Origin of the sequence: Shewanella spartinae, from assembly GCF_019457555.1 — a bacterium.
GTDB lineage: Bacteria > Pseudomonadota > Gammaproteobacteria > Enterobacterales > Shewanellaceae > Shewanella > Shewanella loihica.
In genome coordinates this window covers 4,023,203-4,047,998 of record NZ_CP080418.1, presented here as the reverse complement: position 1 = coordinate 4,047,998, position 24,796 = coordinate 4,023,203, and the positions used below count along the sequence as shown (strand labels likewise).

At 53.4% G+C, this 24,796-nt stretch carries 22 protein-coding genes; 10 read left to right on the top strand and 12 right to left on the bottom strand.

The annotated features are described in order from the left end of the window. Positions 1-117 precede the first annotated feature (117 nt). The 3 genes from uvrD to K0I31_RS17500 all read left to right on the top strand — a co-directional run bounded on the left by uvrD (position 118) and on the right by K0I31_RS17500 (position 4,046). Positions 118-2,283 (top strand): DNA helicase II, encoded by a 2,166-nt coding sequence (gene uvrD / locus K0I31_RS17510; protein WP_220079206.1) that lies wholly within the window; start codon positions 118-120, stop codon positions 2,281-2,283. A 117-nt stretch (positions 2,284-2,400) separates the two neighbouring features. Then, positions 2,401-3,261, top strand: a complete 861-nt coding sequence (gene ubiA / locus K0I31_RS17505; RefSeq protein ID WP_220043461.1) for a 4-hydroxybenzoate octaprenyltransferase — start codon at positions 2,401-2,403, stop codon at positions 3,259-3,261. Positions 3,262-3,485: 224 nt separating this feature from the next. Further along, complete coding sequence (locus K0I31_RS17500) at positions 3,486-4,046, top strand: hypothetical protein (RefSeq protein WP_220079205.1); 561 nt, start codon at positions 3,486-3,488, stop codon at positions 4,044-4,046. A gap of 77 nt (positions 4,047-4,123) precedes the next feature. On the opposite strand, the gene hemB is transcribed toward K0I31_RS17500, so the two are convergent. From hemB to K0I31_RS17445, 11 genes are all read right to left on the bottom strand, one after another. Continuing rightward, positions 4,124-5,140 carry a porphobilinogen synthase gene (gene hemB / locus K0I31_RS17495; RefSeq protein WP_011867178.1) on the bottom strand — a complete coding sequence of 339 codons (1,017 nt, stop codon included), beginning with the start codon at positions 5,138-5,140 and terminating at the stop codon, positions 4,124-4,126. Positions 5,141-5,231: 91 nt separating this feature from the next. Next, on the bottom strand, positions 5,232-7,100 hold the full coding sequence (locus tag K0I31_RS17490) for a sensor domain-containing diguanylate cyclase (RefSeq protein ID WP_220079204.1): 1,869 nt from the start codon (positions 7,098-7,100) through the stop codon (positions 5,232-5,234). Beyond that, on the bottom strand, positions 7,087-7,896 hold the full coding sequence (locus K0I31_RS17485; protein ID WP_220079203.1) for a TatD family hydrolase: 810 nt from the start codon (positions 7,894-7,896) through the stop codon (positions 7,087-7,089). The genes K0I31_RS17490 and K0I31_RS17485 overlap by 14 nt, the downstream gene beginning before the upstream one ends. Next, entirely contained in the window at positions 7,896-8,435 is a 540-nt protein-coding gene (locus tag K0I31_RS17480; protein ID WP_220079202.1) for a hypothetical protein, read from the bottom strand. The genes K0I31_RS17485 and K0I31_RS17480 overlap by 1 nt, the downstream gene beginning before the upstream one ends. 111 nt (positions 8,436-8,546) lie before the next feature. Next, on the bottom strand, positions 8,547-9,302 hold the full coding sequence (gene tatC / locus K0I31_RS17475) for a twin-arginine translocase subunit TatC (protein WP_011867174.1): 756 nt from the start codon (positions 9,300-9,302) through the stop codon (positions 8,547-8,549). Positions 9,303-9,305: 3 nt separating this feature from the next. Next, positions 9,306-9,704, bottom strand: coding sequence for a Sec-independent protein translocase protein TatB (gene tatB / locus K0I31_RS17470; protein WP_011867173.1), 399 nt, complete (start codon positions 9,702-9,704; stop codon positions 9,306-9,308). 6 nt (positions 9,705-9,710) lie between these two features. After that, positions 9,711-9,941 carry a Sec-independent protein translocase subunit TatA gene (gene tatA, locus K0I31_RS17465; protein ID WP_220079201.1) on the bottom strand — a complete coding sequence of 77 codons (231 nt, stop codon included), beginning with the start codon at positions 9,939-9,941 and terminating at the stop codon, positions 9,711-9,713. Positions 9,942-10,001: 60 nt separating this feature from the next. Then, entirely contained in the window at positions 10,002-11,651 is a 1,650-nt protein-coding gene (gene ubiB, locus K0I31_RS17460) for a ubiquinone biosynthesis regulatory protein kinase UbiB (RefSeq protein ID WP_220043456.1), read from the bottom strand. Then, positions 11,648-12,271, bottom strand: a complete 624-nt coding sequence (locus tag K0I31_RS17455) for a ubiquinone biosynthesis accessory factor UbiJ (RefSeq protein ID WP_220079200.1) — start codon at positions 12,269-12,271, stop codon at positions 11,648-11,650. Before K0I31_RS17455 ends, ubiB begins: the two co-directional genes overlap by 4 nt. Before the next feature lie 234 nt (positions 12,272-12,505). Beyond that, on the bottom strand, positions 12,506-13,261 hold the full coding sequence (gene ubiE, locus K0I31_RS17450; protein ID WP_220043454.1) for a bifunctional demethylmenaquinone methyltransferase/2-methoxy-6-polyprenyl-1,4-benzoquinol methylase UbiE: 756 nt from the start codon (positions 13,259-13,261) through the stop codon (positions 12,506-12,508). Between the two features lie 213 nt (positions 13,262-13,474). Then, positions 13,475-14,518 (bottom strand): formimidoylglutamase, encoded by a 1,044-nt coding sequence (locus tag K0I31_RS17445; RefSeq protein WP_220079199.1) that lies wholly within the window; start codon positions 14,516-14,518, stop codon positions 13,475-13,477. A 926-nt stretch (positions 14,519-15,444) separates the two neighbouring features. On the opposite strand from K0I31_RS17445, the gene K0I31_RS17440 reads away from it, so the two are divergent. The 3 genes from K0I31_RS17440 to K0I31_RS17430 all read left to right on the top strand — a co-directional run bounded on the left by K0I31_RS17440 (position 15,445) and on the right by K0I31_RS17430 (position 17,899). Then, positions 15,445-15,687 carry a hypothetical protein gene (locus tag K0I31_RS17440; protein WP_220079198.1) on the top strand — a complete coding sequence of 81 codons (243 nt, stop codon included), beginning with the start codon at positions 15,445-15,447 and terminating at the stop codon, positions 15,685-15,687. Positions 15,688-15,700: 13 nt separating this feature from the next. Further along, the gene (locus tag K0I31_RS17435) at positions 15,701-16,000 is read left to right on the top strand and encodes a hypothetical protein (protein WP_220079197.1); all 300 of its coding nucleotides are present in this window, start codon (positions 15,701-15,703) and stop codon (positions 15,998-16,000) included. Positions 16,001-16,159: 159 nt separating this feature from the next. Next, positions 16,160-17,899: an NACHT domain-containing protein gene (locus K0I31_RS17430; protein WP_220079196.1), complete on the top strand. Its 1,740-nt coding sequence runs from the start codon at positions 16,160-16,162 to the stop codon at positions 17,897-17,899. Between the two features lie 793 nt (positions 17,900-18,692). Here K0I31_RS17430 and rraA read toward each other — a convergent pair. Next, the gene (gene rraA / locus K0I31_RS17425; protein ID WP_011867166.1) at positions 18,693-19,178 is read right to left on the bottom strand and encodes a ribonuclease E activity regulator RraA; all 486 of its coding nucleotides are present in this window, start codon (positions 19,176-19,178) and stop codon (positions 18,693-18,695) included. A 335-nt stretch (positions 19,179-19,513) separates the two neighbouring features. On the opposite strand from rraA, the gene K0I31_RS17420 reads away from it, so the two are divergent. The 4 genes from K0I31_RS17420 to K0I31_RS17405 all read left to right on the top strand — a co-directional run bounded on the left by K0I31_RS17420 (position 19,514) and on the right by K0I31_RS17405 (position 24,759). After that, the gene (locus K0I31_RS17420; protein WP_011867165.1) at positions 19,514-19,768 is read left to right on the top strand and encodes a YgjV family protein; all 255 of its coding nucleotides are present in this window, start codon (positions 19,514-19,516) and stop codon (positions 19,766-19,768) included. A 104-nt stretch (positions 19,769-19,872) separates the two neighbouring features. After that, positions 19,873-20,403: a phosphatase PAP2 family protein gene (locus K0I31_RS17415; RefSeq protein ID WP_220079195.1), complete on the top strand. Its 531-nt coding sequence runs from the start codon at positions 19,873-19,875 to the stop codon at positions 20,401-20,403. Between the two features lie 25 nt (positions 20,404-20,428). Further along, on the top strand, positions 20,429-21,481 hold the full coding sequence (locus K0I31_RS17410) for an MJ1255/VC2487 family glycosyltransferase (protein WP_220079194.1): 1,053 nt from the start codon (positions 20,429-20,431) through the stop codon (positions 21,479-21,481). 80 nt (positions 21,482-21,561) lie between these two features. Beyond that, positions 21,562-24,759, top strand: a complete 3,198-nt coding sequence (locus K0I31_RS17405) for an HD domain-containing phosphohydrolase (protein WP_220079193.1) — start codon at positions 21,562-21,564, stop codon at positions 24,757-24,759. The last annotated feature ends 37 nt before the right edge of the window (positions 24,760-24,796 follow it).

Here is a 24,796-nt window from a genome sequence, read left to right as displayed (position 1 = left end):
TGCCTGGGCTTTTTTATTGCCTTGGGCTAGGTGTGGATGACCTATGGCGATGTGGTCGACGGTAGGATCGCGCAACGCCTCCTGTTATACTTGCCGCCTGATTTTTTGGAGGCAAGAATGGACGTATCTTCTTTACTCGACGGCTTAAACGACAAACAGCGCGAGGCCGTCGGCGCACCACAATCTAGCATGCTGGTGTTGGCGGGCGCGGGCAGTGGTAAGACCCGGGTACTGACCCACCGCATCGCCTGGCTGATGCAGGTAGAGCAGCAGAGTCCCTATTCTATTCTGGCGGTGACCTTTACCAACAAGGCCGCGGCCGAGATGCGCGAGCGTGTGGAGAAGGTGAGCGGTAGCAACATGGGCCGAATGTGGATAGGCACCTTCCATGGCCTGGCCCACCGTCTGCTGCGCACCCATTATCAAGACGCCAACTTGCCCCAGAGTTTCCAGATCCTCGACTCGGACGACCAGCTCAGGCTGATCAAGCGGATCCTCAAGAGCCTTAATCTGGACGAGAAGCAGTATCCGCCCCGCCAGGCCCAGGGCTATATCAATGGCAAGAAAGATCAGGGGCTGAGGCCTAAGCATATCGATGCCGGTGGTTTCCCCATTGAGCAGAATCTGCTGAAGATCTATCAGGTGTATCAGGAGTCATGCGATCGCGCTGGCCTGGTGGACTTTGCCGAGATCTTGCTAAGGGCCCACGAGCTGTGGCTCAACAAGCCCCATATTCTGGAGCACTATCAGGAGCGCTTTAAGAACATCCTAGTGGACGAGTTTCAGGATACCAACGCCATCCAGTATGCCTGGATCCGCGTGCTGGCCGGCAGCACTGCCAACGTGATGATCGTCGGCGATGACGATCAGTCTATCTATGGTTGGCGCGGCGCCCAGGTGGAGAACTTGCACCGCTTCCTGCAGGACTTCCCCGCAGCTCAGACCATACGCCTGGAGCAGAACTATCGCTCCAGCGGCAACATACTTAACGCCTCCAACGAGCTGATCGCCAACAACCCGGACCGGCTAGGCAAGAAGCTGTGGACCGAGGACAAGGACGGCGAGAAGATCGGCCTCTACTGCGCCTTCAATGAGATGGATGAGGCCCGCTTCATCGTCGGTCGCATCACGGACTGGCAGGATATGGGCGGCAACCTCAGCGACTGCGCCATCCTCTATCGCTCCAACGCCCAGTCGCGGGTGTTGGAAGAGGCCTTGCTGCACAAGGGGATGGCCTATCGCATCTATGGCGGCCTGCGCTTCTTCGAGCGTCAGGAGATCAAGGATGCCATGGGGTATCTGCGGCTGATCAGCAATAAGAACGACGACGCCGCATTCGAGCGTATCATCAACACGCCGACCCGAGGCATAGGCGATCGTACCCTGGAGATCCTGCGCAGCACGGCGCGCCAGCAGGAGCTGACCCTGTGGCAGACCTGCCTGCGCCTGCTCGATGAGAAGGTGCTCTCCGGCCGCGCTGCTAACGCGGTACGTGGCTTCATGGATCTTATCGTCACCCTGCAGCAGGAGACGGCGGAGCAGTCGCTGCATCGGATGACGGACCATGTTATCCAGGCCTCCGGCCTCAAGGCCATGTATGAGACGGAGAAGGGCGAGAAGGCCCGTGCCAGGGTGGAAAACTTAGAGGAGCTGGTCACTGCGGCGCGCACCTTCGTGATGCCGGAAGATCTCGAAGACATGGGCGAGCTAAACGCCTTCCTCTCCCACGCCGCACTCGAGGCGGGCGAGGGGCAAGCCGATGCCTTCACCGATGCGGTGCAGCTGATGACCCTGCACTCGGCCAAGGGCCTGGAGTTCCCCATGGTCTTCATGGCGGGCGTCGAGGAGGGGATCTTCCCCAGTCAGATGGCGATGGATGAGGGCGATAGGCTGGATGAGGAGCGCCGCCTCTGTTACGTGGGTATGACCCGCGCCATGAAGCAGCTCTATATCACCTACGCCGAATCGCGCCGCATCTATGGCCGGGAAAACTATGCCCGTCCGTCACGTTTCATCAAGGAGATCCCTGGCGACTATGTGCAGGAGATCCGCATGCGAACCAGCGTGTCGGCGCCGGCCAGCAGCAACAGATTCAGTCAGGCCCAGTCCGCCTTCAACGATTCCGGCTTTAATATTGGCCAGCGAGTGAATCATCCCAAGTTTGGCGAAGGCAAGGTGACTAACTTCGAGGGTAGCGGCGCCCAGGCCAGAGTCCAGGTGGATTTCCTCGACGTGGGCAGCAAGTGGCTGGTGGTGGCCTATGCCCGTCTCGAGACCCTGTAAACCCGGGTTGATAAAGCGCTTGAAACTCTTAGGGTGTCAGTCATAATGCCAGAGTATTTTGATGAGCTTGCCCACATAAATCGAAAGGCCAAAGCAGTCGTTAGGAGAGCCTAGAAAATGAGCTTAAGGGATAAATTGGACGCCTATTTGCGTCTGGCGCGGATGGATAGACCCATAGGTACCTTCCTGCTGCTATGGCCATGTTTGATGGCGCTGGTGCTGGCTGCCGGTGGTATGCCGGATCTTAAGGTGTTGATCATCTTCGTGATCGGTGTGGTGGTGATGCGCGCCTGTGGCTGCATCATCAACGATTATGCCGACCGTAAGTTGGACTCCCATGTGGAGCGCACCAAGAGCCGCCCCCTGGCCAGTGGCGAGGTGACGGTCAAAGAGGCGCTTATCCTGTTCGTGGTGATGGGCCTGCTGGCCTTCGCCCTGGTGTTGATGCTCAACCCGCTGGTGGTGCAACTCTCCTTCGTCGGTATCATACTGACCATCATCTACCCCTTTACCAAACGATTCACCAACATGCCGCAGATGTTTCTCGGCGTGGTGTGGAGCTGGTCGATCCCTATGGCCTATGCGGCGCAGCTAGGCACTGTGCCGGTAGAAGCCTGGTGGCTGTTTGCCGCCAACTGGTGCTGGACGGTGGCCTACGACACCATGTATGCCATGGTGGACAGAGACGATGATCTTAAGGTGGGCATCAAGTCGACGGCGATCCTCTTTGGCCGCTTCGATCGGCAGATCATTGGCCTGTTTCAACTGGCCGCCCTGGGCTGTTTCATCATGGCTGGGCTCAGCGCCGATCGCGGCCTGGTGTTCGCCCTGGGGATCCTCACCTTCATCGGCTTCGGCCTCTACCAGCAGAAGTTGATCTTCGACCGTGAGCGCGCCCCCTGTCTGCAGGCCTTCTTAAATAACAACTGGGCTGGCATGGTGCTCTTCGTGGCTCTGGGCGCCGATTACCTTATCTAATACCATTAGGATGAAAAACAAAGCCATGGCACTGCTTATAGGCGCGGCGTCATGGCTTTTTTAATGCCCGTCTCACCAAGCTAGCCTGTTCACCAAACTGACATCATCTCCCTATAGCATCTTGTCTGACGAGCCAAGAAGGCTATCGCCTTCTACACTTACTTAACGCAATAGCTCAGGCTACAGGAAAGCTCAATGGGCGCAGCGTTGAGGTGAGGCAAGGGATGATGTCATATTCGAGTCTGGTGTTTGAGGTGGGTGAGTGGCAGCTCTATGAGCTGGTCTTGCTGTGTGTTGGCCTGGGGATCTTGCTGCTGAGTCTGCTGATTGGGCACTGGTGGCCACTGGGGCTCTGGCGCTGGGCCCTGGTGTTGATCGTCAGTGGCGGCCTAGTAACGCTTTGCGCGCAGAGCCGTCTTCAGGTGAGTCAGCTCAGCGACCTGCTGGTAAGAGGCGCCAAGCTTGAGGTGGTAGAGGGCAACTTTCACTACGGCGACTATCAGTTTTCTAATGTGGCCAAGCATGGCATAGATTACCGCGAGATCAGCCTGGATGAGCGAGCCATCAAGCTGTATCACTCAGGTTATCTTCCCAGCGCCCGCTGTTACCGCGCCCTCTATACTCAGAATCAGTTTCATCCCGACGCCCACCTGCGGCTCTCCATCTACTGGAGCGAGTATCACTACACCTATCGCAGCAATCGCTATACCCTCAAGGCGCCCTGTATCGTCAAGGTGGAGCAGCTGTTCGACGATGAGGGCTTGGCGCTGGCCGCCAGCCGTTAACTGTCATCCTAAAACTTGCGCGCAGAAACAAAAAGCCAGCGACTCGCGTCACTGGCTTTTTGTTTAAACAGATAACTTTACTTGTTATCGGCTTCCTTCAGCCACTGGGCGGCGCGCTTGGCGAAGTAAGTCAGGATGCCATCGGCACCGGCGCGCTTGAAGCACAGCAGTGACTCCATCACGATCGCCTTCTCGGCCAGCCAGCCATTCTCGATGGCTGCCATGTGCATGGCATACTCACCGCTCACCTGATAGGCGAAGGTAGGTACGGCCAGCTCTGTCTTGACGCGGTTAACGATATCCAGGTACGGCATGCCAGGCTTCACCATCACCATGTCGGCGCCTTCCTGAATGTCCAGCGCGACCTCGTGCAGGGCTTCGTCGCTGTTGGCCGGATCCATCTGGTAGCTGTGCTTGTTGCCGCCCTTGAGGTTGCCGGCAGAGCCCACCGCATCGCGGAAGGGACCATAGTAGTTAGAGGAGTACTTGGCTGAATACGCCATGATCTGGGTATTCACGTGACCCGCTGCTTCCAGCGCCTGACGAATCGCGCCGATACGGCCATCCATCATGTCCGATGGCGCCACGATATCGGCACCGGCCTCGGCGTGAGACAGGGCCTGCTTCACCAAGATCTCTGTGGTGATGTCGTTCAGGATATAGCCGTCTTCGTCGATGATGCCGTCTTGACCATGGGTGGTGAAGGGATCCAGCGCCACGTCTGTCATCACCCCAAGTTGTGGGAAGGCTTCTTTCAGGGCGCGAACCGCGCGCTGCGCCAGTGCGTCGGCGTTGTAGGCCTCTTCGGCCATCAGGGTCTTCTTCTCGGCTGGGGTCACAGGGAACAGGGCCACCAGAGGGATCCCCAGCTTAACGAGTTCTTCCGCTTCCTTGAGCAATAGATCGATTGAGTAGCGCTCGATGCCAGGCATTGAAGCGACCTGCTCAGTACGGTTATTACCTTCGAGCACGAACATAGGGTAGATCAAGTCGTTTACCGACAGTTGGTTTTCGGCCATCAGGCGGCGACTAAAATCGTGTTTACGCATGCGGCGCATTCTGCGCTGAGGGAAAGCACTGGTAATGATGTTCACATTCGACTCCTAATTTAGGGTTGTTTGCTTTATTGGGCTACACACTTCACAGCTCATCCGTGGATGGGGCATAGCCACTAAGTCGGTTACTTTATTCTTCGAGTTCGGGCGAATAGACGCATACGCGATTTCGGCCCTCATGCTTGGCACGATAGAGTGCCTTGTCTGCCTGGTCGACCAGCAGCTGAGTGTGCTGATCATCGACGATCACTTCGGCGCAGATCCCGATACTGATGGTGAGCGGAATAGCCTGCTCTCCCCATGCCAGTGGCAACTCACAGACGGTGCTGCGCATCAGCTCCGCCACCTGTAGTGCCCCGTCACAGGAGGTATTAGGCAGTATCATAGCAAACTCTTCACCACCGAAACGTGATACCAGATCACTTGGGCGTCTTAATTTTTCCTTTAACGCCTGGGCTATGGTCTTGAGCGCCTGATCCCCGGCCAAGTGGCCATAGGTGTCGTTAATCGCCTTGAAGCGGTCGATATCTATCATGAGGATCGCCAGCGGCGTCTGCTGACGACGACTCAGGCGGCCTTCGGCCTGGAGGCGTTTCTCGAAGGCGGCGCGGTTTTTCACGCCTGTGAGACTATCGACCGTGTTTTGTTCGGTAAGTTTCTGGTTGGCCTCATTTAATTCTCGAAGTGCGATCTCGAGCTCTAACGTGCGCTCCTGCACCATCTGCTCCAGGCGTTCGTTGCTGTCGGCCTCGACCTGTAGCGCCTCCTCCCGGGCCTGACGGATCCGCTGGGCCTGCAGCAAGGCTTCCTGCTGGATCTTGAGCTTGGCCTTACGCTCGTCGTTGTAGCGGATCGCCAATACCGCCGCCATGAAGACGATTTCGAAGCTCAGGCCGACCATGATAGGGGTCTGGTGCATGATGGGCAGGTAGATGACACCCAGATACATCATGGCGGTAACGAAGGAGCCTATCAGCATCCCCGACCAAGCCAGGGTGTAGAGTCTGGCAAGCTTGTGGCCTCGCAGGCTCAGCAGCAGGGCGATCAGCATCAGCATGCTGGTGGTGATCAGCACGGCGACTATGTTGACCTTGAGGGCCACAGAGTAGCTTAAAAATGGCGTGACCAAGGTGAGAAACAGCCCGGTAGCGGCGCTATAGCGACAGAGCCTCAACATCTTGAGGTTGTGATACTTGAGTTGCAGCACCTTCTCGGAAAACATCAGCACGAAGGTGAGGGCGATCGGGATCAGTATGGGGATCATCACCGCCTGCAGTACGGGCCAGTTGGGCCAGAGATAACGAAACGACAGGCCATGCAGGCTGGCCACCAAGAGGGTCACCGACAAGACATAGCCAGAGTAATAACTGTAGCTGTAGGAGCGCGAGGTGAGTGCGATAAACAGGCTAAAGAGGCCAATCGCCATCAGGGCGCCCAGCTGGAATCCCTGATAGAGGGACTGAGTCTCAGTGGCCTTGACGATATGGTCCGGCGACAGCAGGGAGATGGGCAGGTTGGCGCTGCCCTCGGTATCGACCCGAATATAGAAGGTGTGTACCACCTCGGGCGCCAGTTCGAAACGATAGAGGAAATCGTTGTTGATGATGGGCCGTTGGCTGAACGGATAGCTGTCGCCCATCTCCAGGTGAACTGTCGGCTTACCTGTCTGTAGGTGGAACAGGCTGACCCTATTCAGGTGCGGGTTGCCTAGCTTAAAATAGCGCCGCATCTGGGTATCTGTGGCGTTGTAGAGGCTTATCTTGACCCAGAAAGGCTCTACCCCCAGGTGCTGGTTAAATTCCGGGGTCAGTCGTTGCCAGTGGCTGGAACTTAACTTGCTGACCTGCTCCAGGCTGGTCAGTGAATCGTCCTGCACATAATAGAGCCAGGAGGCGAGCTCCATAGATTGGTTCTTATTGACCGCCAGCAGCGACTCCCCCTGGCTAAAGCCGGGGAAGCTCAGGGTGATCAATAGTAACAACAGCTTAAAGGGGCTCATAGTCCGCTTCTAGGCCGAAGAAGGCGCAGCTGTTGTGATAGGCCTGACGGGCAAAGGCCTCCTCAGTTTCGCCCCTGAGCTGGGCGATGACCCGGCTGATGTAGGGCAGGTATTGGGGTCTGTTCTTGCTCGATTTCGGCTTGGGTCGCATGCTGCGGGGCAGCAGATAGGGACTGTCGGTCTCTATCATGATGCGCTCGGCGGGAATGTCGACCACCAACTCGGCCAATTCCTGACCGCGGCGCTCGTCGCACACCCAGCCCGTGATCCCAAGGTGCAGATCCAGCTCGATATAGCGCTCCAGGCTGGCGCGATTGCCGGTAAAGCAGTGCAGTAGGGCGCCCTTAAGCTGCGGGCGATAGTTCTGCAGTATGGCGGCAAAGTCTTCATGGGCATCGCGCTCATGCATCAGCACAGGCATCTCTAACTCGACGGCCAGGGCCAGTTGCTCCTCGAAGGCCTCGCGCTGTTTCGGCCGGGGCGAGAAGTCACGGTTATAGTCCAGGCCACATTCGCCGATGGCCACAACGCCTGGCTGCCTTGCCAGCTGTATGAGTCGTTCACGGCTAGCGGCATCCCACTCGCTGGCATGGTGCGGGTGTACCCCAGCCGTGGTGTAGAGGGCGTTTGGGTAACGGGCGGCGCAGTCGATCGCCTGCTGACTCTCATCTAGGCTGGAGCCAATAACAATGAGCGGCGAAACCCCCTGGGCCGCCGCATCACTGATTAGCGTGTCACATTCTTGTTCTAACGGGCTGCCAACCAGGTTGACAGCTATGTCTATGTAGCTGGGCATTAGTCGATGCGTTTGACCCTGATGGTGGCGTTAGTGTCATCTTTACCCAGTAGGAAAGAGCCTAGGGCGCCCTTCTCGATAAATACGGTTTCACCCGCCTTGAGCTTGAAGCGGTTGGTGTCATTCTGTTTCCACACCTGACCATTGTCGAAGCTGATGGTCAAGACGCCGTGTTGGTTCTTCTTCACCGTTTTGACTGTCATGACAATCTTATCGACTTCGGCTTTCTCTTCCTTATAGACCTTACCGAAACTGGCTTCCGGTGCGGCCGGCGTGCTGGCTACTACGGCTGCTGCCTGTGGTGCAGGCTTAGGCTGAGGCGCCGGTGCGGGTTTAGAGACAGGCGCCACATGGCTGCTGGCCTGAGACTGGTTACCGACCTTGGCAGCCAGGTTGTCGTAGCAGATCAGTCTGTCTAGCTTGTCCTGTTTTGCCGCACATTGGCTGAGTTGCTGCTCGATACCGGCAGAGGCGTTGAGTGAGAAGAGAAGAGTGGAGAGTGCAATCCAGCTGGTCGGTGCCGCAAAACTTAAGCGCATATAGAGTTCCTTTTTATTATGGAGGGCTCGCGGCGAGACAGGCTGATGATGGGGTAATAAATAACAACAAGCTATCCGTTGCCGGATAGCTTGCAGCAAGATTCAGTTTTATTACTCAGCGTTGTCTTGCTCGGAGAGCTCGTCTTCGTCAGAGTCCTTTTTACTGTAGAAACGCGCGGCAATCAATCCCCCCTCAAACAATATCAGCATAGGCACGGCCAACATGGTTTGCGAGATGATATCTGGCGGCGTTAACAGCATGCCGACCACGAAGGCGCCGACAATAATATAGGGACGTTTCGCCCTGAGATCTTCAACCGTAGTAACCCCCGCCCAACAGAGCAAGATCACCGCGATCGGGATCTCGAACGCCAGACCGAAGGCGAAGAACAGCTTAAGCACGAAGCTCAGGTAGCTGCTGATATCGGTCGCCACCTGCACCCCTTCGGGGGCCACGCTGGTGAAGAAGCCAAACACCACGGGAAATACTATGTAGTAGGTGAAGGCGATACCCAGGTAGAAGAGTATGGTGCTACTGGCCAGCAGCGGCACCATCAAGCGCTTCTCATGCTTGTAGAGGCCTGGCGCGATAAAGGACCAGATCTGGTACAAGACATAGGGAATGGCGATAAAAAACGCCAGGATCAGCGTTAGTTTAAAGGGAGCAAAGAAGGGCGCGGCCACATCGGTTGCAATCATACTACTGGACTCGGGTAGCGCCTGCATAAGCGGCGTGGCCATGTAGTGATAGATATCATTTGCCCAGTAGACTAAGCAGATAAAGACCAGGAGGACACTGCCAATGGCTTTGAGCAACTTGTTGCGTAACTCAAGCAAGTGGCTGATTAACGGCTGCTGTTGCGACATGAACTACCCGTCAGATTTTTCGGTTGAATTGCTGGCCTTGGCTGTCGTGGTCTCTGCAGGTTTCGCCTCGCTGCTGGCGGGTTCGCTGCCAGTGGCAATATCTTCTACCTTATAGGGACGATTAACAGATTGGGCTGCTTCTTTTAATTGATCGATTGAATCCTGTAACTCGGGGGAGAGGTTCTTTAGCCCCTGGCTTTCCGCCTTCTTGAGATCTGCGTGCAGTTGCTCAATTTTAAGCTCTTGCTCCAGCTCGTCTTTTACCGAGTTAGCCATGCGCTTCATGGCACGAATCCAGCCTGTAATTGAGCGCACTGCGACCGGTAGTCTTTCGGGGCCGAGTACGACCAGCCCCAAAACACCAATCAACAGCAGCTCCATAAAGCCGATACCGTCGAACATAAGGAATTACGCCTGTTCTTTATCCTTGGACCCAGTCTTTTTCTCTTCAGTCTGAGCTGTTTTTTCTGCGCTGGTGTCTTCGATAGCCTTCTTCTCATCTTCAGAAGACATAGCATTCTTGAAGCCTTTAACAGCACCGCCGAGGTCACCACCTAGAGAGCGCAATTTCTTAGTTCCGAAAAGCAAAACAACGATTAAAGCAATGATAAGAAGTTGCCAAATACTGATGCCACCCATGTAACTTTCCTCTTGATGTAATACTGGTCCTATTATGACCCTTTGGTTATTTAGTGCTAGCTAAAATTTGCGATTCTTTGGTCTAGATCGCCATCCGAGTAACCACAAGGTTGCGCCGATGCCGATACAAGCATAAGAGGCCCATAGTGTAGCGTTTTGGGAAAACAAAATACTGCCACAGATCACTAAAACTGCTGATGTGATTAAAAGGTAGTTGCTTTTATGGGCTTTTTGTTGCTGCTTCAGGTAGCGATCCAGCAGCTGATTCTGACTGTTGACGAAGTTTTTACCCATCTTCAGGTTGTCATAGACCAGTTCAGGCAGCTCCGGCAGCTTATCTGTCCAATAAGGGAACTGCTTCTTGATCTTCTTCGCCATGCCCAGGGGACCCATCTGCTCCGCCATCCAGCTTTCCAGGAAAGGCTTGGCCGTCTGCCAGAGATCCAGCTGAGGATAGAGCTGACGTCCCAGGCCTTCGATATAGAGCAGGGTCTTCTCCAGCAGTACCAATTGCGGCTGCACTACCATGTCGAAACGGCGCGCGGTGCGAAACAGCTCAAGCAGCACGTGGCCGAAGGAGATCTCATCCAGCGGCTTGTTAAACATGGGCTCGCACACCACCTTGATCGCCTGCTCGAAGGCGACTAGATCTGTGTCGGCCGCCACCCAGCCTGACTCGATATAGAGCTGGGCGATGCGGGTATAGTCGCGGTTGAAGAAGGCGAGGAAGTTCTCAGCTAGGTAGCGCTTATCCTGCTCGGTGAGGGTGCCCATGATGCCGCAGTCCAGCCCTATGTAGAAGGGATCCTGCGGATGCTCGGTACTGACAAAGATGTTGCCGGGATGCATGTCGGCATGGAAGAAGTTGTCGCGAAATACTTGGGTGAAGAAGAGCTCAACGCCGCGCTCTGCCAGCAGCTTAAGGTTAGTGCCCTGGGCTTCCAGTGCCGCCCTGTCGGATACGGGCACGCCATAGATGCGCTCCATGACGATCAGGCGGGTAAAGCAAAATTCTTCATACATCTTAGGGATGTAGAGGGCGCCCGAGTCGATAAAATTGTTTCTGAGCTTGATGGCGTTGAGCGCCTCGAGCTTGAGATTCAGCTCGCCTTCAATGGTAGTACGATAATCCTCTACCACCTCGGCGGGGCGCAGGCGGTTGCCGTGGCCAAGCAGGGTTTCCAGCACCTGGGCGCTTTGGGTCATCAGCAGCAGGTCGGCGTGGACCTTCTCTTCCACATTGGGTCTGAGTACCTTGAGCACCACCTCTTCGCCGTTAGACTTGAGGGTGGCGGTATGTACCTGGGAGATGGACGCCGAGGCCAGCGGCGTGTCGTCGAAATTGTCGAAATAGGTCTCTATGGGGGCGCCGAGTTCAGCCTCTATCTGGGCGCGGGCGATGGCTGAATCGAAGGGCGGCACCCTGTCCTGCAGCATGGCCAACTCTTCGGCCCATTCGTCGCTGAGCAGATCCCGACGGGTCGACAGCATCTGACCAAACTTGATGTAGACCGGGCCCAGCTCCTGCATCGCCAGCTTGAGGCGCTCGCCGCCCACCTTGTCTTTATGTTGGTTGGTTAACCAGAAGAAGCTCCAGCGTAGCAGCCTGAAATACCAGGGTTTGAGCTTAGCGGGGATAAGATCATCCAGACCATATTGAAGCACCGTCTTTACGACTTGGTATGCGCGCCGCATGCTTTTGATTGTCATCTGTTGCTGTTTGCCTTGTTTATGAGTCGCTCAATCCGTTGGCTTAAGGCGTTGGTATCGGCCTCAAGTTGCTCGATTCTATCACTAAAATGAACAAGTTCTATCTTGTGGGGGCTCAGGCGATATTCCTCTGTGGCTAGCTGGCCCATATGATCCCAGCTCTTGCTCAGCACCTGCCCCAGCTGTTGCTTCAGCTGCTTGGCGCCCTCGGTGAGCAGGTGAGTCGGCGCATCGCCTATGTAGCGTGACAGGGGCTCGGCGAAGTCGAACTCCACCTGCTGCATGAAATGGCTAAAGCTCTGTAGCAGGTTGAGATCCCCTTCCAGGGTCAGCTTGTCTTGCTTGATCAGCTCGGTGAGGTTGGCGCCTTCGGTGAGCTTATAGAGGGTGGTCAGATCGGCATACACCTTGGTGGTCACCTCGCCATCATACTGGCTAAAGACCTGAATCTCTTTGGCAAACAACAGGTAGATGGGCCAGCCCAGTTGGCTGAGTTCGAGGCAGAGAACTCGCCCCTGCAGGTTGTGGAGTTTGGCGTAGGCGCCGGGAGACTGCTGAGTCACTTTTTTGAGTGCGGTTTCGAGGGCCGCACAGATCAGCAATGCAATTTCACGTTTCATGCGTTACCTAAGACCTGAGAATCTGTGGCTGCTGGGCTCATCATCAAATGATGATGGCGCAAAGGTGACGCTATTCTACACTAATCTGGCGGCAAAAGGGCTAGGTAAAAATGTCATTTATTCAGTGAGATTGCGGCGAGGCGGCCAAAGTAGGCGACAGCAAAAAGGCGACAACAAAAAGGCCCCGATTGTGCGGGGCCTTTTTCGATATAAGAATTGGTATTGGAACCAATATTAGAACTTGTAACCCTTGTGCAGGGCGACGATACCGTCTGTCATGTTGGTGTATTCCACCTGCTCGAATCCGGCATCTATCATCATTCCTTTAAGGGTTTCCTGATCCGGATGCATACGGATAGACTCGGCCAGATACTCATAGCTGCCGGCATCCTGAGTGATGATATCGCCCATCTTAGGCAGTACCTTGAAGCTGTAGAGGTCGTAGACCTTACGCATCAGGTCGTGCTGTGGCTTAGAGAACTCGAGGATCAGCAGCTTACCACCTGGCTTAAGCACGCGCAGCATAGAGCGGATCGCCGCATCTTTGTCGGTCACGTTACGCAGACCGAAGGCGATGGTGATGATATCGAAGTGGTTGTCAGGGAAAGGCAGCGCCTCGGCGTTTGCCTGCACATAGTTGACGTTACCCACAACGCCACGGTTGCGCAGCTTCTCGCGGCCCACTTTCAGCATAGAATCGTTGATGTCGGCCAGGGTCACCTGACCTGTGTTACCTACGATATGGGAAAACTTGGCGGTAAGGTCGCCTGTGCCACCGGCGAGATCCAGTACCTTCATGCCCGGACGCGCACCCGCACTCTCGATGGTAAAACGCTTCCATAGACGGTGAATACCAAAGGACATGACATCGTTCATGATGTCGTATTTGGCGGCGACCGAGTGAAAGACGTCGGCCACTAGGTCTGCTTTCTTCTCAGCATCGACCGTCTTATATCCAAAGTGGGTACTGTTTGAGCTGCCCTCTGACATTACTGGCTTCCTGTTTATTGCTGCTGTTAACCGCGAGTGTAAGTGATTGACTCAGTTTGCTGAATCATTGGTCTATCACTCTGTGATCGATGTAAATAATCCGTGCACAATTAATTGAAAAATGCGTTATAGCGCAGAGTTTCAACCAGAGTTTCAAAAACGAGGAGCGCATTACAGCACAATATTAGCAATATGCCAAATGCGCAGAGTGACTTACCCCAGGGGATGCTGTGCCAGTCGTCCCTGGATATAGGCGTAGATCAGCTCGCCGATGCTCTGACCCGTCTCCCGGCGACCGGCCTCGACACCCGCCACGTGACAGCTTGGCGCCGCCTCGGCCAGATGCAGGTAAGCGGCCGGGGTTTTGCTGGCCACCTGATTCACATAATAGAGGGCATCGAGCAGGGGAATTCCCGCCGCCGTCGAGGCGCTGCTGGGCATGTTAGTGATGGCGTCGAGATCCAGCTCCAGCGCTACCGGCAGATCGCTGGCGTTGAGGTCCTCGACTATCGTCTTGAGCGCCTGCTCCAGGCTTGTCTCGCGTCTGACCCAGATAGCCTGTAGCGTGTGCCACTTGCCGCCGAAGGCCGTTAGCTGCTCCAGGGTCTGCTGACTGTTTTTTAGCTCATGTAGCCCCAGCACATGATAGTGTCCCAGGGCGCCGCTGGCGGCGGCATAGCTGAAACCATTGCCGCTGTGGCGGCCCTCTCGCGGGCGAAAGTCTGAGTGGGGGTCTAAGTTAACCGCCGCTACCATTTTACCTGTCGCCTGCTTGGTGGCCATCAAGAGGCCATAGGCGTTGTTATGCCCGCCGCCGATCACTATCGGCTCCAGGCCGGCCGTCATGATCTCGCCGACTATCTCGATCACCCGCTCATCTAACTTGTCGACGTTCTCTCTCAGGGCCTGCGCGCTGCTGCCCTCTGGCAGCTGCAGATCGTCTGTGGCGATCTGCCCCAGCACCATACAGTGGCCGCCGTCGAGAAACTGATTCGACTGGAAGTTACAAAACTGCGCCATGGCGGCCTCGAAACCATCGACGGCGCCACCGCGTCCCAGGTTGGCTCTGGGACCGATATCTTCGCCTATCCCAAGGATGACGAAGCGCACGCCGTCGGCCTTGGCACTTGCCAGCTGCTCGCCGAGCGGCGTCTTGCCTTCATAACAATGAATTGTCTGACCTATCTTGGTTTCGCCCTCGCGCTTGGCGACAAGGCCCTGGCAACGCTCGGCGGTAAATGGAATTAGGGTTTGCATTAGGGGTTCTGTTTTTTGTTGTTGATGCAAAGGTGGGGTAATTTTAATGGATAAAATTTAGAAAAGTTTGATTTTTTTGTCGCCTGCAAAAAATACAGGTTTTTCTGAGTAGCCTCTACCCGAATGTTTGCTGGGGAAATGTTTGAAGGTCTCACCTTCATGGCAACCTATCACCTGCGGTGGGCTTATGTGTAGATACATCTGCTACACGCCGTGAATCCATCCGTGGAGGCTCGACGATGGCATCCCTGCCATCGACGTCCGCAGATGCATCTACACCGGGGAATTTCATCTCTTCGATTTAGCTTTATTGGAAGCGAAAGGAGTCTTGGTTTGTTTTTCGTTGTAGCGTTTAGTTGAATGCTTGTTTGGGAGGTGATTGATGGTTGCATCTTCAATGTTACTTATTGCCTGCCCGGCGAGGGATGTGCAGAGCGGCCTGTGACACGTGTGCGCCATCCCAGGCCGCTCTGCGAGATCATCTGACCCACATGGATGTAGGGAATGTCGAAAAATGTAGGGAACATTTTCGGCCCTGAAACCGAAAGTCATAGGCGTGTTTACACTGGGTATCTAACGTCTCTTCGATTTCGCCTTACTTAGATGACATTGAGACAAACTATTCTTTTTAATAAAAAACGCGCGGAAATGTGACTGAACATGTTGATTGCTGCCTGATCAATAGCTTAATGTGTAACCAGTTAAGGACAGAGCTAGGCGAACTCGAATCAAACATCGATTACGTCATTCAGGGAAGGAAAAGCGAACCACCATGCGCCAACCAACGCCCTCAAAAGTTTACTCTGACCCCATTTATTTACGTGCTTGGTCTCCTACCTTACAAGGTAGCGTACCTTGTAAGGTCTCACTAATAAGTTGTTATGATTTTTAATCAGGCATCGTGCGAATACTAACAAGGAATAAGAATGGCTGTACTTACAAAGAAAGATGAAAAAATTGGTGATGTGGTAGATTCCTTGAATGATAACTACACGCAAGAAGAATTTATTAGCAAGTTCATTGAAATGTACCCAAAAGACTGGGGTAAAATCGAAAAATCATATCGAGACCATGAAAGGAAAACAAAACCAGGAAAGTCTCACCCAATGCCAAAGCCCGAGGAGTTTTTAAAAAATGCTCTAAATGTTTGGCAAAAATCTAATAAATAAGGCTATAAAAAGCATGGAATTCAATCAGAAAAATTACCCTACAATTAAGAAATCTTGCGAAGAAAAGCAAGGTATTGGTTTTTTCGTTAGTAAATCTGCCACTTGCTTTTCAGATAGTGAGGCTCCAAGTGATTGGACAGCTTATCCACCGGCATCACTTACTAAAGAAGCTTATGCACAAATATTCGTACACGCTGGCACAGATGCTAGAGGAACATTAACCAAACTTGAGCTAGCTGTTCATCTTGATGGTGGAAGAATTTTATATAAAAAGAGAGATGACAAATTCGTAGATATTCAGGTCACATTTTAAGCCAAAACATAACAAGCGCCTGCAATCTGACCTCCGGCTACTGTCACCTTTTGTGCAAAAAGCCGCACAAAAGGCGCCAGTAGCCTCCGGCAGTTGAGGCGGGCGTTAGCTGCCAATATCGGGATTTGGCTTAAATTTTTACATTAGGAGCTGTTAAATTTGGATAATGATTTTGTCAATGGGTCTGAACGTAGCCTTTCTAAGAGTATTTCTGGAGATGTTTATAGCGAGGCCAAAAAGTGGTTTCAGAAAATAGATCCAAAAAACGAGAAGTTGAATACTTACAGAGAAGGTATTGAGCATTCGTTAAACAAAGTTCAGATTATGGGGATGAGCAATGCAAAAAAAATATCCCATATCTACGTTTCTTTAAAGATATACCCCAATTATCGAAAGCACTTATCCGATACTCCAAAGGTTAATTCTGTCTACAATCCTGATAATGATTTTAATGTTGAATCTGGATCGCTAAGCTTTAATGCAGATAGTGCGATAAGAAGCTTAGGTTATGGACACATAGTAGATAAAGAAGAAAATAAATCGAAAACTGTAGATAAGAGGAAACCGTTAATTGAGTCGTGCGACAATAAGGTTGAAGGTACTACCAAAAGCTCTAAGTTACTGAGAGGGAGGGAAATACTATCCTTCGTTGAATCGACCAATACTCTACTTGTGTTAGGTCAGCCAGGTGGAGGAAAGACTACTTTTCTGAAATATCTATCGCTTGTTTACACTGGGTTTATTGATACTGGTAGTCAAATTAAACCATTGTTGCCAGTCTATATACCTTTACGAGATTATTCCAAGCAAGACAACTTGACCAAGAATCATGAATGGTTTTTGAACTTTACTTTATGCTGTGCATCTGAGGTTAGTGGTGGGCAGGATACTCGACTTTGGTTTATGGACCAACTTACTAAAGGAAACTGCCTACTGCTAGTTGACGGTATTGATGAGCTGCCAGCAAGTGTATCAAAGGATGTGCTAGCATCGTTTCGTTCTTTTGCAAATAAGTATCGAAGTAATAAGTATGTAGCCACTTGCAGAACAGCTTCCTACCATCATTCTTTAGAAGGGTTTAAAATCTGCGAAGTTGACGACTTTGACCATGAGGAAGTTATTTCTTTTTCCAAACACTGGTTTCAAGATGAGAAAAAACTAAAAAAATTTCTAGGAGATCTAGAGAAATCCCTGGTAGCCAAAGAGCTATGTAAAACGCCATTGTTAATGACTATGGTCTGCTTGATGTACGATTATAATAGAAGCATACCTGAAAATAGATTTGAACTTTACCAAAGTTGTGTTGACACCCTGATGTATAAGTGGGATACGTTTAGAGAAATTGACCGGTGTAGAAGGGTTACAGAGATCTCAAATTCCCGTAAAACCTATATATTGAGTAATATTGCGAGGAAAACCTTAGATAACGAATCTATTTTTCTAAGGAAACATGATCTTTGCCGAATGTTTTCGGATGAAATAAATCTTCTCGGTCTAGAAGTGTCAGCGGATGAATTGCTCTTTGATATGGAAAGTAATATGGGCATATTCGTTGAGAAGTCGAATGATATTTATAGCTTCTCCCACTTAACCTTTCAAGAGTTCTTTGCCGCATTGTCATTCATAGAGCGAGGTGATGTAGAAAAATTATTTGATCTCGCATACAAAAGTGATAGATACAGAGAGGTGTTTCTCTTAGCTGTTGAAAGAATCCACTCGCCTGATAAATTGGCTGTAACACTAGCTGCAAGGGTTAAATACGACTATATAAACGCTGGAGTCGGCAGCACTTATCATTGCTCAATATTACATGATATGCTTTTATCTCAGGCTGTATTTACTAAAAAAATTAGAGAACTATTAAAAATGGTTCATTTAGATTTAATTATGTACTCATAGACTTTATTGGGTGTACAGCTAACAAGCGGTTCCAAGCGACAACCAACCGCCGCGCCATTTGTGCCAGTGGCGCGAGCACATATTATGGCACAAACCCCGCTCTGGCTGGTTGCGCCTGAGCCGGGCGTTACCAATACTTTTCCTAATCCTTCAGTCTACCTTTAGAGTGTTTGCGTTAGCGCACTTTTGTCTAAAAACAACTTAGCTTTGACAGGATGATGGGGACCAAATGCGGCTCAATCGAAGAGATAGATAACCCAGTGTAGATGCTGCTGAGGGTATCGAAAACAGGGATGTTTTCGTTAAGCGGTCAGGGATGACGTATAGCGTCCCGAGGCAGTATCTGCACATAAGCGAGCCGCAGGCTATTAATAGCAATGAAGGTTCGACTTCAAACACCCTGACTGGCATTCACCAAGCCAAAGGCAAAATGTTTAAAAAGAGCCAGCGTGCCTCAGCAGTACCTGCACATAAGGTCGTTCCTTCACATCCATGTGATCACGACATTGGTGCGTCCTTGCACTGCACCTGCCGCAGGCAATTGATACACCATAAAGCTATGGTTTAAAGCTCTCTCTTAAATATCAAGCTAGTTTGAGGCAAAAAAGATAACGCTGTTTTTTACTGGCCGAAGGTATTTCGACATAACTATTGATTACAGTGAGAGATGGGTGGCCATCGATAGGCCACAAAAAAGGACGACTCATGGTCGTCCTTTTTGCTTTCAGGCTAGGGCTAACTTATCTAGCCTAAACAGCTTAGCCAAAATCATCATGCCATTTCGGGCATCAGCTTAATCGATATCTAGAGGCTCGGGTGACAGGATAATGCCTGTGTTGTCGGCGTAGATGTGGTCGGCTGGCAGGAAGGTGACGCCGCCGAAGTTAACCGGGATCTCCAGTTCGCCCACGCCATGGCCGTCTGCGCCCACAGGGATAGAGGCCAGGGCCTGGATGCCAATGTCCAGATCTTCCAGTGCGTCGACATCGCGCACCGAACCATAAACGATAATGCCTTCCCAGTTGTTTGCCACGGCGATCTCGGCGATGTTGGCGTCGACCAGAGCGCGGCGCAGAGATCCGCCACCGTCGACCAGCAGTACTTTGCCTTCACCATCCTGTTGCAGAACCTCAGCGATTAATCCATTGTCTTCGAAGCATTTAATGGTGCTAATTGAACCGCCGAAAGAGCTACAACCACCGTAATTACTGAACATGGGTTCAACAACATCGACCACATCAATGTAAGTGTCACAAAGTTCTGAGGTGTTGTATTCCATAAGTCATACTCCTGTAGAGAGGCATTTTACTGGGATAAATCAGCAATATATTGTTACCAGCCAGTATATAAGGGATTCTTAAAAAGAAAAGCGTTATAACTCACGCTATTGGCGATAATAGCGGCGTTTGGCTAACTTGTTGTAATCTTTCTTACATTGCTTTCTTATTGTGCAAAAAACATGACCGAGGTCATTAAATAACGTATTTTAATTACAAGTTGGGGCTAAATTTGTTAGCATGTAGGCAGTAACGATTAACTTAACTTTAACTTGCTTTAGGGGCACGGATCCCCCAGTTAGCTTATGGATGGCAGAGGGCCTTAAGAAGGTGCCTTATGGAAGCTTCAAACACAATTGAACTAATTGGCTATTCCGCCTCAGTAATGGTGGCTATCTCTTTGATGATGAAAGATATAGTTTGGCTAAGATGTCTTAACTTTACCGGTTGTGCACTGTTTGTGATCTACGGGATCTACATCTCGGCCTGGCCGGTTGCCGGCATGAATGCCTTTGTTGCCTGTATCAACGTCTATCACCTAGTGAAGCTGTTCCGTGCCAAGACTCAGGTGGGTAAAACCGCCGAGGCCTAGTGTCTGCCGAGCTTTGCTGTCATAAATATTTAGGCTAGATGTCACCTAGGCGTCATAGCGAGTTTTTAGGCTCCTGATCATATCATCATGATCCGGAGCCTTTTATGTTTCAGACCTTAGCTAAGTTCGATCGTCAAGCCTTTGCCGCGATCAACGCCTATGGCGTGGCTTACCGTCTAAACCCTAAGGCCAGAGTCATCTCTGCCACGGGCGACGGACCATATTACCTCTATCTGTGTGTGCTCCTACTGCTGCTCGATGAGCGCGGTGAGACACTGTTCAACGCGGCGCTCACGGCCTTCATCATAGAGTTGCCCCTATATCTGGTGCTGAAAAACAGCATTCGGCGTACGCGCCCCTGCCATCAGTCGCTGCCCGGCGGCAACGACCTGATGCTGACCTTCGAGCCGTCAGACAAGTTCAGCCTGCCATCGGGCCACACGGCCGCGGCATTCGTGATGGCCAGTGCCATCGCCTGGTGTTATCCCACTTTCGCTTGGCTCGCCTTTGCTTGGGCCACGGCTATCGGTGTTTCGCGTATCATCTTGGGCGTGCATTACCCGCTGGATATTCTGGCTGGTGCCCTTCTGGGCGTGACGAGTTGCTACCTGGCATTACCTCTCGTCGGTCAATAAATCACTAGCAGGAGTCAGCACAAACATGCGTATTCTTTACGGCGTGCAAGGCACAGGGAATGGCCATCTTAGTCGTGCCAGAGTCATGGCAAAAGCCTTTAAAAATCAGCTGGTCGATGTCGATTTCTTCTTCTCGGGACGTGACAGTCAACGTTACTTCGACATGCAGTGTTTCGGCGAGTACCGCACCCAGGCCGGATTAACCTTCGCGACCCAAAATGGCTGCGTTAGCATCGCCAAGACGGCGCTGCAGAACTCGGTGAGCGCCCTGGTGAGGGACGTGCGCGGCCTGGATCTCAGCGGTTACGATCTGGTGCTTAACGACTTCGAGCCCGTCTCTGCCTGGGCGGCGCGCATCCAGGGGGTGCCCTCTATCGGTGTGAGCCATCAGGCGGCGCTACAATATGATGTGCCTAAGGTGGGCAACGGTTGGTTTAATCAGATGCTGCTCAACTACTTTGCCCCGGTCGATAGGGCGCTGGGCTGCCATTGGCACCATTTCGGCTTCCCCCTGTTGCCACCCTTCGTGGAGGTGAGCGAGGCGGTGGCCTATAACTCCCACGATATTTTGGTCTATCTGCCGTTCGAGTCGCCCGAGGATATCCATCAGCTGCTCAAGGACTTTAGCGAGTATCGCTTCTATGTCTTTCACGGCTCCGGCGCGCCTGTGGCGTGCGCCGACAATGTGATCTGGTCCGGCTTTAACCGTGAGGGCTTCAAGGCCAGGTTGGCCCAGTGCGGCGGGGTGATCGCCAGTGCCGGTTTCGAGCTGGCGAGTGAGGCGCTGACCCTGGGCAAGAAGCTGTTGGTGAAGCCGCTACACGGCCAGTTCGAGCAGTTGTCAAATGTGGCGGCGCTTGAGCTGCTTGGTGCGGCCGAGAGCATGAAGTGGCTCGACCCCGCAGCGGTTAAGCGTTGGCTGCGGGCCTCCAAGCCTGAGCCTATCGACTATCCTCAGGTGGGCGATACCCTGGTGACCTGGATCAAGCAGGGTAACTGGCATCAGGGGGAGCAGCTGTGTCAGGAGCTGTGGCAGCAGGTGGAGCTGCCCGAGTCCTGGCGCAAGAAAAGCCCCTAATGTGTGATTTTTTAGGGAGTTAATTCACTTTAAGCGTGGGGCATGCGGATCTCTGACTATACTCATTGGGTCGGATACTCATGGGACAAGGACACCGCATGCTGGGCCTCACCTTAGCCAAACCCAAGCGGCTTACCATACGCGTTACCGTGGTGGGCACCTTTATCATCGCCACCCTGTTCACCGCAGCGGTGGCCATCGGCCTGCAGTATTATTTCAGCCAGCGTCTGGCCACCGAGGCCAGCCTCAAGCTCTACAATCAGAGCGCCGACAGCACAGGCAGTTACTTGAATCAGCTCGATAGCCAGGCGATCAACACCACTAAGCTGGTGGCTAACTTCGAGGGCCTGTACACCCCCATGGGGCTGAGCCAAGAGGCCAAGCAGGTGTTCAGCCAGGCGATGCGCTCGGCCAGGTTTATCTATGCCATCTATCTCGGCAGCCCAGATGGGGATCTGTTTGAGCTAGTTAATCTCGATGCCCATCCTATAGTGCGGCGGCAGCTCAAGGCCTCCCTGGAAGATCGCTGGGTGATCATCAGCATTCAGGGCAAGGGGCAGGGGCGTATCCGCGCTTTTCATTACTTAGATGCCGATTTTCATCAGCGCGCCAGCCGAATGGAGCCCACGGATTACGACGCCAGCATCCGTCCCTGGTTTATCGACGCCCGCCCGGACAAGGTGTTTAAGACTGAGCCCTACCTGTTTCAGAACCTGCAGGCGCCGGGGATCACATATTCGATCCGCCTGCCGGGTAGCGACGCCGTGCTGGCGGTGGATGTGGCACTGTCGAGCCTGGATGACTATCTGGCGCAGCTGGGAAGGGGAGATACTCAAGATGGGCGCGAGGTCTATGTCTACCGCGCCAGCGGCGCCCTGGTGGCCTCTAATCGTCAGCAGGCGACTCAAGGGGATATTCCCATGGCTAAGCCGCTGGCCCTGACCCCAGAGGAGCAGGTGCTGGTGGCCAATACCCCGGCGCTTATCGCCTCTAACGAGACCGACTGGCCGCCGATCGACTTTGCCGTGGCCGGCCGCCCCATGGGCTACAGCATAGACGTGCTGAATCTGGTGGCCGAGATGACGGGCCTAACCATCAACTACAACAATGGCTTCACCTGGCCGGAATTTGTCGACAAGTTCAAGGCGCGGGAGATCAACCTGCTGCACTCAGTGCTCAATAGCGAGGCCAATCAATCGCTTGGGGTCTTTAGTCAGCCCTATCTGAGCATGCCCTTCGCCGCCGTGACAGGGCCGGATCAGGCGCCGATAAAGCATGTGGCCGAGCTGGCGGGCAGGCGGGTGGCCATTCCCAAGGGCTGGTCGATCATCCCCATCATCAGACAGTATTTTCCCGAGATCGAGGTGGTCGAGGTGTCATCGACTCGGGGCATACTGCAGGCGGTGAAAGAGGGGCGGGTGTATGCGGCCATCGATAACAGCATAGTGCTGCACTACACGGCGCAGCAGTACTTTATCGACGACCTGCAGTTTCACGAGGATCTGGATTACGCCCCCATCGATATTCACGCCGGGCTGAGCATAGTGATGCATCCAGAGAACGCCGACGTCATCGCGCTGATCGACAGGGCGATCGCCGAGATCAGCCCAGAACAGGTGCGGGCGCTACGGAGCAAATGGTTTGCCGAGGGGCAGCAGGTGGCCCCGGCTAATGTACAGGGCACTGTGCCCTACAAGGCGCTGATCGATCTCGCTGCCGACCCCGGGCGGCAGAAGCAGCTTGTCGCCATCTCGCTCAATGGCGAGCCCAGCTTTGTCTATGTCTCGCCTCTCGGAAGTCACGCCGCCGAGCAGGAGTTTTTTGCCATTTTGGTGCCCCAGGAGATGCTGCTGGCTTCCAGCCTGGATAAGGTGAAGAAGTCGATTGCCATCACAGGCCTCTGCTTGCTGCTGGCGCTGCCGTTTTCCTGGGTGTTTGCCTCCCCCATCATCTCGCCGATAAAACTGCTGGCGCTGGAGAACCTCAAGGTGAAGTTTCGCCGCTATGACGAGGTGACCAAGGTGGACTCCTACATCAAGGAGATCGATGAGCTGGCGATCTCCCTGGTGGATATGTCAGAGTCGATTCGTCAGCACGAGCAGGACCACAAGGCGCTGATGGACGCCTTCATCAAGCTGATCGCCCAGGCGATCGATGACAAATCGCCCTACACAGCAGGTCACTGTAACCGGGTGCCCGAGCTGGGGCTGATGCTGGCCGAGTATGCAGCCAAGTCGGATCTGCCCGCCTTTAAGGAATTTCGCTTCAAGAACGCCGACGAACACAGGGAGTTTCGTATCGCCGCCTGGCTCCATGACTGCGGCAAGATCACCACGCCTGAGCATATCGTGGATAAGGGCAGCAAGCTGGAGCTGATCTACAACCGTATCCATGAGGTCCGCATGCGCTTCGAGGTGCTGTGGCGCGACGCTGAGATCCATTATCTCGAGCAGTGCCAGGCAGATCCCGAACATCAGGCCGAGCATAGAGCTGAGCTTGAGCGGCGCCGCGAGCAGCTGACGGAGGATTTCGCCTTTGTTGCCGGGGCCAACGTGGGCGGCGAGTTTATGGAGCAGGCCGATGTCGACAGGTTGAAGGCGCTGTCGCAAATCACCTGGCAGCGCCACTTCGACGATCGTCTCGGCCTGTCGCCGGTGGAGGAGCTGAATCACCCTGAATTTTCCGCCGACGTCAGCCTGCCGGTGACAGAGCAGCTGCTGGCCGACAAGCCCCAGCATGTGATCGCCCGCTACCGCCCCGAGCTGTTCGATCCTAAGTTTGGCATCAAGATGACGGTGCCCGAGGCGCTCTACAATCAGGGCGAGATCTATAACCTCAGCATCTCTCGCGGCACCCTGACCGACGAGGACAGGTTCAAGATCAATCAGCACATTACCAGCACCATCAAGATGCTGGAGAACCTGCCCTTCCCGCCAGAGCTGGCCCGCGTGCCCAGATATGCCTCCACCCATCATGAGACGCTGAAGGGGACCGGCTACCCCAGAAAGCTTACCGGCGAGGATCTGTCGATCCCCGAGCGCATCCTGGTGCTGGCGGATATCTTCGAGGCGCTCACCGCCGCCGACAGACCCTACAAGAAGGCCAAGCCGCTGAGTGTCGCCATCGATATTCTGCATAAGATGGTGCTGGACAGCCATGTGGATGGCGAGGTGTTTAAGCTGTTTCTCTCTAGCGGCATCTATCTGGCGTACGCCGAGCGTTACCTGGCGCCGGAGCAGATAGACGAGGTGGATATCGACAAGTACTTGGTAGCTTAGCTTGTTGGCATTCGCGCGCGGAGAAAGCAAGGACACT

Excerpts from the sequence above, each read along its gene's own strand:
- uvrD (WP_220079206.1), top strand. The coding sequence starts at position 118 with ATGGACGTATCTTCTTTACTCGACGGCTTAAACGACAAACAGCGCGAG.
- ubiA (WP_220043461.1), top strand. The coding sequence starts at position 2,401 with ATGAGCTTAAGGGATAAATTGGACGCCTATTTGCGTCTGGCGCGGATG.
- K0I31_RS17500 (WP_220079205.1), top strand. The coding sequence starts at position 3,486 with ATGATGTCATATTCGAGTCTGGTGTTTGAGGTGGGTGAGTGGCAGCTC.
- K0I31_RS17490 (WP_220079204.1), bottom strand. The coding sequence starts at position 7,100 with ATGAGCCCCTTTAAGCTGTTGTTACTATTGATCACCCTGAGCTTCCCC.
- K0I31_RS17485 (WP_220079203.1), bottom strand. The coding sequence starts at position 7,896 with ATGCCCAGCTACATAGACATAGCTGTCAACCTGGTTGGCAGCCCGTTA.
- K0I31_RS17480 (WP_220079202.1), bottom strand. The coding sequence starts at position 8,435 with ATGCGCTTAAGTTTTGCGGCACCGACCAGCTGGATTGCACTCTCCACT.
- tatC (WP_011867174.1), bottom strand. The coding sequence starts at position 9,302 with ATGTCGCAACAGCAGCCGTTAATCAGCCACTTGCTTGAGTTACGCAAC.
- tatB (WP_011867173.1), bottom strand. The coding sequence starts at position 9,704 with ATGTTCGACGGTATCGGCTTTATGGAGCTGCTGTTGATTGGTGTTTTG.
- tatA (WP_220079201.1), bottom strand. The coding sequence starts at position 9,941 with ATGGGTGGCATCAGTATTTGGCAACTTCTTATCATTGCTTTAATCGTT.
- ubiB (WP_220043456.1), bottom strand. The coding sequence starts at position 11,651 with ATGACAATCAAAAGCATGCGGCGCGCATACCAAGTCGTAAAGACGGTG.
- K0I31_RS17455 (WP_220079200.1), bottom strand. The coding sequence starts at position 12,271 with ATGAAACGTGAAATTGCATTGCTGATCTGTGCGGCCCTCGAAACCGCA.
- ubiE (WP_220043454.1), bottom strand. The coding sequence starts at position 13,261 with ATGTCAGAGGGCAGCTCAAACAGTACCCACTTTGGATATAAGACGGTC.
- K0I31_RS17445 (WP_220079199.1), bottom strand. The coding sequence starts at position 14,518 with ATGCAAACCCTAATTCCATTTACCGCCGAGCGTTGCCAGGGCCTTGTC.
- K0I31_RS17440 (WP_220079198.1), top strand. The coding sequence starts at position 15,445 with ATGGCTGTACTTACAAAGAAAGATGAAAAAATTGGTGATGTGGTAGAT.
- K0I31_RS17435 (WP_220079197.1), top strand. The coding sequence starts at position 15,701 with ATGGAATTCAATCAGAAAAATTACCCTACAATTAAGAAATCTTGCGAA.
- rraA (WP_011867166.1), bottom strand. The coding sequence starts at position 19,178 with ATGGAATACAACACCTCAGAACTTTGTGACACTTACATTGATGTGGTC.
- K0I31_RS17420 (WP_011867165.1), top strand. The coding sequence starts at position 19,514 with ATGGAAGCTTCAAACACAATTGAACTAATTGGCTATTCCGCCTCAGTA.
- K0I31_RS17415 (WP_220079195.1), top strand. The coding sequence starts at position 19,873 with ATGTTTCAGACCTTAGCTAAGTTCGATCGTCAAGCCTTTGCCGCGATC.
- K0I31_RS17410 (WP_220079194.1), top strand. The coding sequence starts at position 20,429 with ATGCGTATTCTTTACGGCGTGCAAGGCACAGGGAATGGCCATCTTAGT.
- K0I31_RS17405 (WP_220079193.1), top strand. The coding sequence starts at position 21,562 with ATGGGACAAGGACACCGCATGCTGGGCCTCACCTTAGCCAAACCCAAG.